At 49.9% G+C, this 12,356-nt stretch carries 10 protein-coding genes and 5 pseudogenes; 9 read left to right on the top strand and 6 right to left on the bottom strand.

Annotated elements, in window-relative coordinates; all coding sequences use genetic code 11:
- The first annotated feature begins 62 nt into the window (after window positions 1-62).
- A pseudogene (locus JGC47_RS15600) lies at window positions 63-658 on the top strand (phage baseplate assembly protein domain-containing protein).
- A 2-nt stretch (window positions 659-660) separates the two neighbouring features.
- Window positions 661-906: pseudogene (locus JGC47_RS17740) on the top strand (tail fiber assembly protein); the annotation flags it as partial.
- 138 nt (window positions 907-1,044) lie between these two features.
- Here the strand turns inward: JGC47_RS17740 and JGC47_RS15590 are convergent.
- From JGC47_RS15590 to JGC47_RS15570, 5 genes and pseudogenes are all read right to left on the bottom strand, one after another.
- On the bottom strand, window positions 1,045-2,487 hold the full coding sequence (locus JGC47_RS15590) for a glucosyltransferase domain-containing protein (RefSeq protein WP_004160456.1): 1,443 nt from the start codon (window positions 2,485-2,487) through the stop codon (window positions 1,045-1,047).
- A pseudogene (locus tag JGC47_RS15585) lies at window positions 2,415-3,409 on the bottom strand (glycosyltransferase family 2 protein). The gene JGC47_RS15590 and the pseudogene JGC47_RS15585 overlap by 73 nt, the downstream one beginning before the upstream one ends.
- A complete protein-coding gene (locus tag JGC47_RS15580; protein WP_229510611.1) occupies window positions 3,375-3,692 on the bottom strand; it encodes a GtrA family protein in 318 nt (105 codons plus the stop codon). Before JGC47_RS15580 ends, JGC47_RS15585 begins: the two are co-directional and overlap by 35 nt.
- A 288-nt stretch (window positions 3,693-3,980) precedes the next feature.
- Window positions 3,981-4,145 carry a DinI-like family protein gene (locus tag JGC47_RS15575; RefSeq protein WP_229510610.1) on the bottom strand — a complete coding sequence of 55 codons (165 nt, stop codon included), beginning with the start codon at window positions 4,143-4,145 and terminating at the stop codon, window positions 3,981-3,983.
- 123 nt (window positions 4,146-4,268) lie between these two features.
- Window positions 4,269-5,358 (bottom strand): annotated as a pseudogene (locus tag JGC47_RS15570) (site-specific integrase).
- 186 nt (window positions 5,359-5,544) lie between these two features.
- Between JGC47_RS15570 and dusA the strand changes: the two are divergent.
- On the top strand, window positions 5,545-6,498 hold the full coding sequence (gene dusA / locus JGC47_RS15565) for a tRNA dihydrouridine(20/20a) synthase DusA (RefSeq protein ID WP_374107356.1): 954 nt from the start codon (window positions 5,545-5,547) through the stop codon (window positions 6,496-6,498).
- 156 nt (window positions 6,499-6,654) lie between these two features.
- Window positions 6,655-6,888 carry an envelope stress response protein PspG gene (gene pspG, locus JGC47_RS15560; protein ID WP_013035780.1) on the top strand — a complete coding sequence of 78 codons (234 nt, stop codon included), beginning with the start codon at window positions 6,655-6,657 and terminating at the stop codon, window positions 6,886-6,888.
- 226 nt (window positions 6,889-7,114) lie between these two features.
- Here the strand turns inward: pspG and JGC47_RS15555 are convergent, their stop codons facing one another.
- Window positions 7,115-8,095: a quinone oxidoreductase gene (locus tag JGC47_RS15555; RefSeq protein ID WP_004160441.1), complete on the bottom strand. Its 981-nt coding sequence runs from the start codon at window positions 8,093-8,095 to the stop codon at window positions 7,115-7,117.
- A 99-nt stretch (window positions 8,096-8,194) separates the two neighbouring features.
- Here JGC47_RS15555 and dnaB point away from each other — a divergent pair, with 99 nt between their 5' ends.
- The 5 genes and pseudogenes from dnaB to JGC47_RS15530 all read left to right on the top strand — a co-directional run bounded on the left by dnaB (window position 8,195) and on the right by JGC47_RS15530 (window position 12,260).
- Window positions 8,195-9,610: a replicative DNA helicase gene (gene dnaB / locus JGC47_RS15550; RefSeq protein WP_004160440.1), complete on the top strand. Its 1,416-nt coding sequence runs from the start codon at window positions 8,195-8,197 to the stop codon at window positions 9,608-9,610.
- A 116-nt stretch (window positions 9,611-9,726) separates the two neighbouring features.
- Window positions 9,727-10,189 (top strand): annotated as a pseudogene (locus tag JGC47_RS15545) (YitT family protein); the annotation flags it as partial.
- 23 nt (window positions 10,190-10,212) lie between these two features.
- Entirely contained in the window at window positions 10,213-11,406 is a 1,194-nt protein-coding gene (locus JGC47_RS15540) for an amino acid aminotransferase (RefSeq protein ID WP_004160437.1), read from the top strand.
- Between the two features lie 114 nt (window positions 11,407-11,520).
- Window positions 11,521-11,940: a secondary thiamine-phosphate synthase enzyme YjbQ gene (locus tag JGC47_RS15535; RefSeq protein ID WP_004160436.1), complete on the top strand. Its 420-nt coding sequence runs from the start codon at window positions 11,521-11,523 to the stop codon at window positions 11,938-11,940.
- A gap of 2 nt (window positions 11,941-11,942) precedes the next feature.
- Window positions 11,943-12,260, top strand: a complete 318-nt coding sequence (locus JGC47_RS15530; protein WP_004160435.1) for an MmcQ/YjbR family DNA-binding protein — start codon at window positions 11,943-11,945, stop codon at window positions 12,258-12,260.
- The last annotated feature ends 96 nt before the right edge of the window (window positions 12,261-12,356 follow it).

Genomic DNA, 12,356 nt, shown 5'->3' with positions numbered 1-12,356 from the left:
CCAGAGGCGTTCACCGTTGAGCCGTACCAGTTCTATCAGCAGGTCAGGGAGCTTAATTACTAATGGATATCAGCGCCGCTTACCGGCAACTCTTGCGCCGCGTTCAGATGGCGCTATCTATTGGCCGCGTGACGGCGGCCAGCGATAGCGGCCCCATTCAAAAGCTACAGGTACAGACTCCCTTAGAGGTGCGAGGCGATACGCCGCGTATGAGCGACTTTGGTTTTTGTCTGGTTTGCCGGTGGGCTCTGACGTGGTAATCGCGTTTTTAGGTGGAGACCGTTCATCAGGCGTAATTATTGCGTCATATCATCAAGCCCATCGGCAATCTGACATGAAACCCGGATAAACGGTTATCTATAGCCAGTGGGGCCAGCTCGTAAAGCTCACAGAAACAGGCATAACCATAGACGCAGCGGGTCAGCCGATGGACGTTGTGAACTCAACGATCGTGACGATTACGGCTAGCCAGGAGGCTATGGTTAAAACGCCGGTACTGAAATGCACTGGAGACATTATTGATAACTGTGAAAGTAATACAGCGACCCTTAAGCAGCTACGAGAGGCTTACAACGGCCATGATCACCAGGTTAAAAACATTGAGGGTGGTAACAACACAGTCGACAGTGAAAAACCGTCTAACCCCGTAGGAGGGTAGCCAAGAAATGGGATGGAAAAAAGTGGGTAAAGGATGAAGAAACAGAAAAAGCGGCGCTACTAAGTGAGACTGAGGCTAAAAAAACCAGTTTGATGCAATCAGCGAACAATCAGATTGCACCATTACAGGATGCTGTTGATCTGGATATGGCTACAGATGTGGAAAAACAGACGTTGGCAGACTGGAAAAAGTATCGGGTATTATTGAATCGGGTCGATATCTCAACAGCACCGAATATTGATTGGCCGCCTGAACCTGCAAAATATCTTTATTATATAAATAAGCTCCCTCGCCGTATGCGGCCAGTTATTTTATCTGACATGATGAACTGTTTCGACGAGAGTAAAAATAAAGCCCTCATATTCAAAATTGAGGGCTTATAAATATCAAAAATAGTTTCTTCCTAGGACGACTATAGCATTGTTATCAGATATGAATAATGAGTAGTATTCATTATATGATACAGGTGTAACTCCTTTATTTATCATGTTAGCAAGTCGATCTTTGTTTCCTTTCTCATCACCGTAACCATGTAGAGTTTGCGGCAATCCTTTGTTGATCAACTGAAAGGATGCTAAAAACTCAGTCGCTGGGAAAACAAAATAACCTATCAATGGTTTATTTTCTATTAAAATTTTTGTTCGTTCATTAAAGTTCAACCATCCTACAGTTCCAATGGAGGTTAGATTATTATGACTGGAAATGTCTTTTGCAATCATGTTAAAAACAAAATTTTCATAATCTTGCTGTGACTTCATGGCGCTGCTTAGTTGGGCGCTAAAAGCAAATACGGTGATAACTGGTATAAGCGAGACGTATTTAAGGCAAGGTGCGAAATGCATAACCGGTATGGCGATTATAACCAGTATGACTGAAAATGAAACCAGAGAACGAGGGAATACTGGTGCATCCTGGAGTAATACTGCTGGCCCCAGCAGTGAAACGAGGAATATAAGGAATGAAATAAAACCATAGATGATAAAGGGTAATATTTTTTCTTTGTGTGTGTAGTAAGATACCACCATGAATACACAAATTATCACGATTGGAATTGTGAAGTAAATATATACCGGATTGTAAAAGTAGGAGAGAACCAATTCTTTTAAAGAATTTAATGTTCCAGACAAATGCGCTAAGCCCTCAGTATTTAATGGTATTAACTCTGCGCGAGAATTGTTTTTAGGTGCAAAGAATGGAGCGTATATAAAATAAAACGATATAAATAAGATCGCTTTTCTGAATGTAAGGGCTATAGCCTCTTTGATTGATACGTGTCTTCTTATTGCGATGATTATGAAATCAATGGCGAGAAAGCCAATAAAAATGTTTGCACATGGTTGATACAAAGTTAAAGACAATACGCCAGTTATTATCTTTACTGAAATTGATTTGAATACACTGCTATTGTCATAAGTGTAAGCCATTGTGGCAAGGAAGAAAGCAACTGACATCCCCAAACAGTCATATCTATAAGCCATGTTTTGCAGAATGAATGGGTTGAAAATTAATAGTGCAGCAACTATTTTTTCGTTAGGTATATCTAATTTAATTAAATGTCTGCTGAGTAAAAGGGAAGCTCCGGCTATAAAAAGACAAGATGCAATCATTGTATAAGGGAACAGGTCAAGGTTATAGTGACCACTGGCAGACAGAATTTTCATCAAGATATCTGCAACAGGACGACCTAAACCACGCCAACCGTACTGACCAGTGATAGACCTATCCAAGTCGTCTCTATAAAACCCCCCTGATTGAATTATCGGGTAAATGAATAATAGAGCAAAACCTGAGTAAATAAGTAATGTTTTTTTGTCGGCTTTAGAAAACATTTAAAATTTCTTCTCTTTTTTATTACGTAGCGTGGGCGTTGTTTGGTTTCAATGTATATTCTACCTATGTACTCTCCGAGTACACCGATCCCTGTTAACTGTACGCCGCCAAGGAATAGTATTGAAACAATAATAGATGGGTATCCTGCTACCGGGTTTCCCCAAACTATTTTGTCCGTAATCATCCACGCGCCGTATAGGAATGATAAAGCGGCTGCAAAAAATCCAATGTAAGTCCAGATGCGTAAAGGGAATGTCGAAAAACTGGTAATGCCCTCCAATGCAAGATTCCACAATTTCCAGCCATTAAATTTCGATTTACCAGCAATTCGCCCTGCTCGTGTGTACTCTATAACATCAGTACAGCCACCTACCCAACTAAGGACACCTTTCATAAAGAGATTACGTTCAGGCATGAGTTTGATGTTTTCCACTACTTCACGGGACATTAGCCGAAAGTCGCCAACGTTCTCTTCGATTTTCGGGTCACTTATTTTATTGTGAAATTTATAAAACCATTCAGCGGTCTTTCGTTTTAGTTTCCCATCCGTGGAACGGTCAGAGCGCTTTGCTAGCACGATATCAGCACCAGATAGCCATTTATCTATCATGAGAGGAATGACTTCAATCGGATCCTGCAGGTCCACATCAATAGGAATGACGGCTTCGCCGGTGGAATACTTAAGACCTGCGCATATTGCTGGTTCTTTTCCAAAATTGCGTGTGAATGAAATTGGAACTACGAGCTTATCCGCTACGGCAAGAGCATTGATGATTGATTCTGTTGCGTCTTTGCTGCCGTCGTTGATAAACACAATTTCAATATCATGCTTTTTAGTTCCGTAAGCTCTCGCACCGTCTTGTAGAAAATAGGTATTGTATCTTCTTCATTGAAAACAGGCACAATCAGAGAAATTTTCATTTCTGCTCCCTAAAACAACAAACTTGGAGTATATAAAGCTACATACCTGGCTAATTGATGAGAACTCAAGTAACGTTATGAGAGGGGAGATGTTGTAGTGATCAGATAGCTGACCAGAGATAAAACTCAACAACCCCATAAAGCAAACAAATAGTAAGTATCCCCTACCGGTGGCTTTTGCATCAAGCGTAAATTTTGCGTTAGCGAAAAATGAAAATGTTACGGCGATTAAAAATGCCACCACATTGCTTACAGCCTGGTCATTTTTCATGATGAACACCATTATACCGAACCCGGCCCAGTGCAATGCTGTATTGATGATGCCTGCGGAAATGTAACGGGATAATAGTTTTATCATTATGAAAACAGGCCGAATAAGAAGGGAGCCATTTTAACATTGATGCAAAATCAGATCGACATTTTGAGATCCAGTTTGAGCGGTATGGCCGATGCTTGAATAGTAAGGTGAGGCCGCAACTCCCCGTATGCAAGAGGGGCTGCGACCAGCTGGCGATCGTTCGATAGTGCGAGTATTGAATGGTTGCCAGCCGGCGCAGAGTTTACACGGTAGTTAACGAACAAACCAAGCATCAGTACTTTCCCACGTTTCTTGCAGGATCTCTTCAATGACTTCTTTGTCTTCTGGCGTACCATTTCGCACTGATAGTCCATCCATGCCAGCCATACGAACGACAGCATCAACATCGGTAAACTTTCGTCGTAGCCTCTTTTTCAGTTCGACGGCTAAAGCGGAGGCTGCGCCTGCGGGGAGCTTTTTTTCTTTTTTTATCGATAGTCACTTCAACATGTAGCATGATAACCCTCCTTTAATTTTTACCTGGTTATTTGTACAGTTAAGTTATTTTTTGATCAACTTAGATTTTTGTTGTTCGTCGAATTTTTCATGTAAAGATTTTGGGTATAGCTCCGTATAAACCTGCCATAAAACGTTCAGCGAGCGATGGCCGGTGACCTGAGCGACTTCTTCTATACTGAATCCTGCTTCAAACAGGCGGCTTCGCGGCGCAGATCGTGATAGCGCAAGTCTTCAATGCCCAAGGCGTTCCTGACACGTTGAAAACCTGCCGTTACAGAACGGGAGTTGTAAGGGCAAATTAACTCGTTGTTTTGGGCTGGCGTCGCACGATGTTCCAGGCTTCTCCCAGCAGCGCAACCAGCATGTGATTACCTGATTTTTTGCGCGGGTCTTTTCTGTCTCTCACCAGTACCGCTTTTTGTTTCTCGTCCACATCCTCCCACCTGATCTTGCACACCTCGCCAACCCGCATGCAACTTAGTATGGAGAAGTTCAGAATATCAACGAAGGGGATTTTTGCCGCGACATGATCGCTTCTGGCTTTAAGCCCTGCCAGTAATCTATCCATTTCGTCGCTTACCGGGCGTCGGCTGCGGCGTTTAGATTTTCCAATCAGCCCCATCTGGAGCAGGAGCGATCTTGCATCGGTTGCGGGGTTGGTGGTGTAGTCGATGCCGTAGACAGGTTTGGCAGAAGCTAACACAGAAGATAGGTAACTCACATCGTGGTTAACTGTGGATGGGCCAGCGCCAGCACCGTTTCTCTGGCGGCAATGCTCGATAACATGGCTGGTTGAAAGATCCGTAAGTAAAACATCGGCTATGTCGCAATCCAGCAGCATATCGGGCACATAGCGTTTTGTGCGGCCAGCCTTGCCACCAAGATTTGGATCGTTGATATAACGTTTTAACAGGTCCCCTACAGTCATTTTCCCGATGTCGTTGCTGTTGGGTACACCATTTTCTTCCAGTTCGGTTACGCGTTTTGCCCCCCATGTTTTGGCTTGAGCTAATTTACCAAAGGTTCGCGTTTCTCGGTGTAGATGTTTGCCACTTTCTTTTACGCCAGCAGTGCAGCGGTACCTTACAGTACCGTCAGCACGCGGACGTTTTACTATGTTATAGTAAGCCATACTTCTGCCAATTCCTGTATCTCGGTACACCATTGATGTGGTGTACCTTATGGTGTACTGAGAAAGCAAAAATACGACATAAAGAAAAAAATGCACGAAAATAAAGAATCCATCAACTCGCATAAAACCAGCGTAAACAGTGATTCAGCGCCAAAATACAGCCCTTCACGATTCAGCGTTGCTCCGATGCTCGACTGGACCGACCGCCACTGCCGTTACTTCCATCGTCAGCTGACGCGGCAGACGCTGCTGTATACCGAAATGGTGACTACCGGAGCCATTATTCATGGCAAAGGTGACTACCTGGCATTCAGTAGCGAGGAGCATCCCGTCGCCCTCCAGCTGGGTGGCAGCGATCCGGCTGCGCTGGCGCAGTGTGCCAAACTGGCTGAACGGCGCGGCTATCAGGAAATCAACCTCAACGTTGGCTGCCCGTCAGACCGTGTCCAGAACGGCCGGTTTGGTGCCTGCCTGATGGGGGAAGCGCAGCTGGTTGCGGACGGCATTAAAGCGATGCGCGATGTGGTGTCAGTACCGGTAACGGTGAAAACCCGTATCGGGATTGATGACCAGGACAGCTACGAATTCCTGTGTGACTTTATGCGCACGGTGTCGGAGCAGGGCGGCTGTGAGATGTTTATTATCCATGCCCGCAAAGCCTGGCTCTCCGGCCTTAGCCCGAAAGAGAACCGCGAGGTACCGCCCCTTGACTACCCGCGCGTTTACCAGCTTAAGCGCGACTTCCCGCATCTGACTTTGTCGATTAATGGCGGCGTAAAGTCCCTGGCGGAGGCGAAGATCCATTTACAGCATCTGGACGGCGTGATGATGGGGCGTGAAGCTTATCAGAACCCGGGACTGCTGGCACAGGTCGACCGCGAACTGTTTGGCTGTACATCGCCTTCAATCGATCCGATAGCGGTAGTGCGCTCGATGTATCCTTATATTGAACGCGAGCTTGCTGGCGGCACTTATTTAGGCCATGTCACCCGGCATATGCTCGGTTTGTTCCAGGGGATCCCCGGCGCGCGTCAGTGGCGTCGATATCTGAGTGAAAATGCCCATAAGGCGGGTGCAGGTATTGATGTTGTCGAAAAAGCGCTGTCTATGGTGGCAGAAAAGGTTCCCGCCGATAGCTGATTTCGTCAAAAATTAACCACTTAATGATGAAATTCACCAGGCTTTCTGCATCCCTGGTGAATTTCTGCTTTACGTTTCAACGAGTTAATTTTCCGTATTGCTGGCATGCTTTTTGTAATTATCCTTGCAGAGTCCTTTGTTCTGGAGCGTAAGGCCATGTTCGAGATCCTGTTTGTTGTTGGTTTCTTTACGATGCTGTTACTGACCGGCATCTCGCTGCTGGGCATTATTGCGGCGCTGCTGGTGGCAACCCTGGTGATGTTTATCGGCGGGCTGTTCGCAATTGTTGTGAAATTGTTGCCATGGCTGGTGCTGGCGGTGGTGGCTGCCTGGCTCTATCGTGCTTATCTTAAACCGCGGCTGCGCGATAAAGATGGGTTATCCCGTTAATATCAACGGGTTGCCGCTAATTTCAGCTGATGTTATGCGGACTGGATCACATCATGGCATATTGCCGGGTGCATTTGAGCAACTAAACATATTTTTTACTTATGATTTCTGGCAGGATGTTCTCGCTAAAGCAAAACGTATTCATCGCCGCTGATCCTACAATCCGTGCGAACAATAAAAAGAAAGACCACAGGGCCTCCTCCGGGAGGCCCTGACCATTTGTAGCTTAAGGGATCAGCAGGCAGGAACCCTGGGTACCGCGGCCTTCCAGCATCTGATGCGCCCGTTGCGCATCCGCCAACGCAAACTGTTGTGCAGCGGGTACCTCCACCTTAATCGCCCCACTGGCTATCAGCGAAAACAGTTCATTACCGGCATGGGTTAGCGCTTCACGAGTAGTAAGATAACCGTTCAACGATGGGCGGGTGACGTACAACGACCCTTTTTGATTAAGAATGCCCAGATTGACACCGGTTACCGGGCCGGATGAGTTGCCGAAACTGACCATCAAACCGCGCCGTTGCAGGCAGTCGAGCGAGGCCTCCCAGGTGTCTTTACCCACCGAGTCATACACCACGCGCAGCTTCTTGCCCTGGGTCAGCGCACAGACGCGTTCGGCAATATCCTCTTGCCGATAGTTTATGGTGGCCCAGGCGCCGGCGTTTTCAGCCCGCCGCGCTTTTTCTGCCGAACCTACTGTGCCAATCAGATGTGCGCCGAGCGCCTTTGCCCACTGGCAGGCAATCAGGCCGACCCCACCCGCCGCCGCGTGGAAAAGAAACATTTCATCCGGCTTCACCACATAGGTTTGACGCAACAGATAGTGCACCGTCAGCCCCTTCAGGAACGAGGCCGCCGCCTGCTCGAATGAAATGGCATCCGGCAGCAATGCCAGTTTATCCACCGGCACGTTGTGCACCTCGCTATAGGCCCCAAGCGGCGACTGGGCGTACACCACGCGGTCACCGGGTTTTACTGCGCTAACGCCCGCGCCGACGTGCATCACTACGCCGGCCGCCTCTGTCCCCAATCCGGCAGGCAGCACCGCCGGGTACAGGCCGCTGCGCACGTAGGTATCTATGTAATTGATACCAATTGCTTTGTTAGCCACCTGTACTTCGCCGGGGGCAGGGGCAGCAGGGTCGAAACTCACCAGCTGCATCACCTCGGGCGCGCCGTGCTGGCTGATTTGTATACGTTTTGCCATCTTCAGTCCTCGGATTACCCGTAATGTGAAGGAGGACGCCAGCCCTGCAAACAGGTATACTCGCGCGTTCCCCCACGAGATTTTTGGTATCACATCACTATGGCAGGAAATAAACCCACCAACAAATCCTACGAAAACCGCGAGCCGCGTGACCGTCAGATGGAAGGTCTGAAGCTGCCACCGCATTCGCTGGAGGCAGAACAGTCGGTGTTGGGCGGTTTAATGCTGGATAACGAACGCTGGGATAACGTGTCGGAACGCGTGGTCGCGAAGGACTTCTTCAGTCGCCCGCACCGGATGATCTTTGCGGAAATGCAGCGCCTGCTTGAACAGAGTAAACCGATCGATCTCATTACCCTCTCCGAATCGATGGAAACCAAGGGCGAGCTGAGCATGGTCGGCGGCTTTGCCTATCTGGCCGAGCTGTCAAAAAATACGCCAAGCGCGGCGAATATCGGAGCCTACGCCGATATCGTGCGTGAACGTGCGGTGGTGCGCGAGATGATCGCCGTAGCGAATGAGATCGCCGATGCGGGATACGATCCGCAGGGGCGCAGCAGTGAGGATCTGCTCGATCTTGCTGAATCACGCGTATTCCAGATCGCCGAAAACCGCGCCAATAAAGATGAAGGGCCGAAAAGCGTCGATCAAATCCTCGAAGCCACTATCGCGCGTATCGAATCCTTGTATCAGACACCGCATGACGGCGTCACCGGGGTTGATACCGGCTACCAGGATCTGAACAAGAAAACCGCCGGTCTTCAGCGTTCGGATCTGATTATCGTCGCCGCCCGACCGTCGATGGGTAAAACGACCTTCGCCATGAATCTGTGCGAAAACGCGGCAATGTTGCAACAAAAACCGGTGCTGATCTTCAGCCTTGAGATGCCCGGCGAACAGCTTATGATGCGCATGCTGGCATCGCTGTCACGCGTTGACCAAACCCGCATCCGTACCGGCCAGCTCGACGACGAGGACTGGGCGCGTATCTCCAGCACTATGGGTATTCTGCTGGAGAAGAAGAACATGTTTATTGATGATTCTTCCGGCTTGACGCCGACCGAAGTGCGTTCGCGCGCGCGCCGTATATTCCGCGAGCACGGTGGGCTTAGCCTGATTATGATCGACTACCTGCAGCTGATGCGTGTTCCGGCACTGTCCGATAACCGCACACTGGAAATCGCCGAGATATCGCGCTCGCTGAAAGCGCTGGCAAAAGAGCTACAGGTGCCGGTGGTGGCGCTGTCGCAGCTTAACCGCTCGCTGGAGCAGCGCGCCGATAAGCGCCCGGTCAACTCCGACCTGCGTGAATCCGGCTCTATCGAGCAGGATGCCGACTTAATCATGTTTATCTATCGCGATGAGGTTTACCACGAGAACAGCGATTTGAAAGGCGTAGCGGAAATTATCCTGGGTAAACAGCGTAACGGCCCAATCGGTACCGTGCGCCTGACCTTTAACGGGCAGTGGTCACGTTTTGATAATTACGCCGGGCCACAGTACGACGACGAATAACCCTGTTGCGCGTGCCGGCCAACGTCACATCAGAGTTTTTGCATGTATTGATGGCATAACCCTGAGGGTGCACACAAAATCAGTCAGTAAAGTGCCTTATGCTTAACACGTGTTCGGCCTCGTTTTTACCGATCAATATTCCGTTTTACCGGCTGGCGTCCAGACGTAGGGGGTGGCTTTCATGCTGAAACCCCCTTTGCGCCAGCGCTGGTGCCACTTTTCAGCCAACTGCATCCGTTATTTATTCATTTCTCTGCGCTGGATCCCTTTTATGCGACACTATTTGGAAATGCAGTGATGGGCGTTGGCTTTACAGTGCTATTGAGTCATCAGGCCAGTCCTGACGGCATCAACAGTCTGGCGTTATGGCGACAGGATCGTTACGGTATTCGTGCCGGTAAACTGCAAATGGCGTTGGAGACCTGTGTGGTGCTGACCTCGCTTTTCGTTGCTTCACGCGAGATGCTCGCGGCGTCGATGACCGGAGCCGTGGAGCTGAACCCGATCATCGCTGTGAACCATCGCCCTGGCCTGGCTGATTTAAGCACGATGCCGCACTGGCTTCGTGTGCATCACTAATTATTTTAATGGAGACTTGCACCGTGTTTCAAAACGTTGATGCCTATGCTGGCGATCCTATCCTCTCTCTGATGGAGACCTTCAAGCATGACGGCCGTGCGCATAAGGTGAATCTGAGCATCGGCCTGTATTATGATCAGCATGGTGTGATCCCACAAATGCAGGCGGTGGCTGCAGCTGAAGCACTGATTAACGCGCAGCCGCCGGGCGCCTCGCTCTACCTGCCGATGGAAGGTTTGCCGTCTTACCGCAGTGCGGTAGCCCCGCTGCTTTTTGGTGCAGAGGATCCACAGCTGAAAGCCGGGCATATCACCACCATTCAGACGCTGGGTGGCTCCGGGGCGCTGAAAGTGGGCGCTGACTTCCTTAAATGCTACTTTCCTAATTCCCAGGTGTGGGTTAGTGACCCGACCTGGGAAAACCACGTTGCCATCTTTACCGGTGCCGGCTTCATCGTGAACAGCTATCCGTGGTATGACGCGCAGACCCAGGGCGTAAAATTTAATGCGCTGCTGGAAAAACTGAACGTCCTGCCGCCAAAAAGCATCGTGTTGCTGCATCCGTGCTGCCACAACCCGACCGGAGCCGATCTGACCGATGCGCAGTGGGATGAAGTGACAGCGGTGCTGAAGGCCCGCGAGCTGATCCCATTCCTCGACATCGCCTACCAGGGCTTTGGTGCCGGCATGGAAGAAGATGCTTACGCCATCCGGGCGATTACCATGGCGGGGCTGCCTGCTCTGGTAAGTAACTCATTCTCTAAAATTTTCTCGCTGTACGGTGAGCGCGTTGGCGGCCTGTCTGTCGTTTGTCAAGATGGCGACGAAGCCGCACGCGTGCTCGGCCAGCTGAAAGCGACCGTGCGCCGTAACTACTCCAGCCCGCCAAACTATGGCGCTCAGGTCGTGTCATGCGTGCTGAATAATCCCGAACTGAAAGCCAGCTGGCTGGCAGAAGTGGAAGAAATGCGTACGCGTATTGTGGAAATGCGTCATGTGCTGGCGGAGGTTCTTGGCAAGGCCGTGCCCGGTAAGAACTTCGACTACCTGCTGAAGCAGCGAGGTATGTTTAGCTACACCGGCCTTAGTCCGGCACAGGTAGACCGCCTGCGCGATGAATTCGCTGTCTACCTGATCGCCAGTGGCCGTGTATGCATGGCCGGTCTTAACCGCAACAACGTCTACCCGGTGGCGGAAGCCCTGGCTGCCGTTATGTAATTGTCTCTGGCCGGGTGACCCGGCCAGCAGATCTGCTCTTTTTTGTCTTTTCAGGTTTACCTTTTCGCCACTTGCTGCACACTTAATGACACGATTAAGTTCAGGAGCGGCACAATGTGGTATCAGCAAACCCTCATCCTCGGCGAAAAATCGCGTGGCTTTCATCTGGTGACCGACGAAATCGTTAGTGAATTGCGGCGACTGGACGACGTCCAGACCGGACTGTTACACCTGCTGCTGCAACATACTTCTGCCTCACTGACGCTGAATGAAAACTGTGACCCGACGGTGCGCAGCGATATGGAGCAACATTTTCTGCGTGCGGTAGCGGAAGACGCAGCGTATCAGCACGATTACGAAGGGGCGGATGATATGCCCGCACATATCAAATCATCGCTGCTGGGCACCTCACTGATGCTGCCAGTCAGCCGTGGACGCCTGGTGCTGGGTACATGGCAGGGTATCTGGCTGGGTGAGCACCGTATCCACGGCGGTGCCAGGCGCATTGTTGCCACGTTACAGGGGGATGATTAATCATGGAAGTATCTGAACTACTGGCTTATTGCGCAAGTAAACCGGGCGCGCAGCAGAGCGAACACCGCGACTGGAACGCGATCCAGTTCAAGGTGAATGAGGTGCTGTTTGCGATGTTCTACGAGGTGGGCGGGCGCCCGGCAATAGACTTAAAAAGCAGCCCAACGCTGGCTGACATGATACGTGACCAGCATGGCGACGTGCAGGCGAGCACGTATTTGAATCCGTCGCACTGGAACACCGTGCTGCTGGATGGATCGCTGAATGATTCGCAAATTTACTATCTGGTGGATGCGTCTTTGCAGCAGGTGCAGCGCTAAGCGAAAGCGGCCGTCAAGACTGAAGCGGGGGGCCGTTTTACTGGCCCCCCGTGCGATGTTTCTTCGTTGACCACTGGTGCGCTTAGTTGCGATCGC

Source organism: Erwinia amylovora, assembly GCF_017161565.1.
Taxonomy (GTDB): domain Bacteria; phylum Pseudomonadota; class Gammaproteobacteria; order Enterobacterales; family Enterobacteriaceae; genus Erwinia; species Erwinia amylovora.
This window is presented reverse-complemented; position numbering and strand designations above follow the sequence as displayed.

Excerpts from the sequence above, each read along its gene's own strand:
- pspG (WP_013035780.1), top strand. The coding sequence starts at position 6,655 with ATGTTCGAGATCCTGTTTGTTGTTGGTTTCTTTACGATGCTGTTACTG.
- JGC47_RS15590 (WP_004160456.1), bottom strand. The coding sequence starts at position 2,487 with ATGTTTTCTAAAGCCGACAAAAAAACATTACTTATTTACTCAGGTTTT.
- dusA (WP_374107356.1), top strand. The coding sequence starts at position 5,545 with ATGCTCGACTGGACCGACCGCCACTGCCGTTACTTCCATCGTCAGCTG.
- JGC47_RS15535 (WP_004160436.1), top strand. The coding sequence starts at position 11,521 with ATGTGGTATCAGCAAACCCTCATCCTCGGCGAAAAATCGCGTGGCTTT.
- JGC47_RS15580 (WP_229510611.1), bottom strand. The coding sequence starts at position 3,692 with ATGGTGTTCATCATGAAAAATGACCAGGCTGTAAGCAATGTGGTGGCA.
- JGC47_RS15530 (WP_004160435.1), top strand. The coding sequence starts at position 11,943 with ATGGAAGTATCTGAACTACTGGCTTATTGCGCAAGTAAACCGGGCGCG.
- dnaB (WP_004160440.1), top strand. The coding sequence starts at position 8,195 with ATGGCAGGAAATAAACCCACCAACAAATCCTACGAAAACCGCGAGCCG.
- JGC47_RS15555 (WP_004160441.1), bottom strand. The coding sequence starts at position 8,095 with ATGGCAAAACGTATACAAATCAGCCAGCACGGCGCGCCCGAGGTGATG.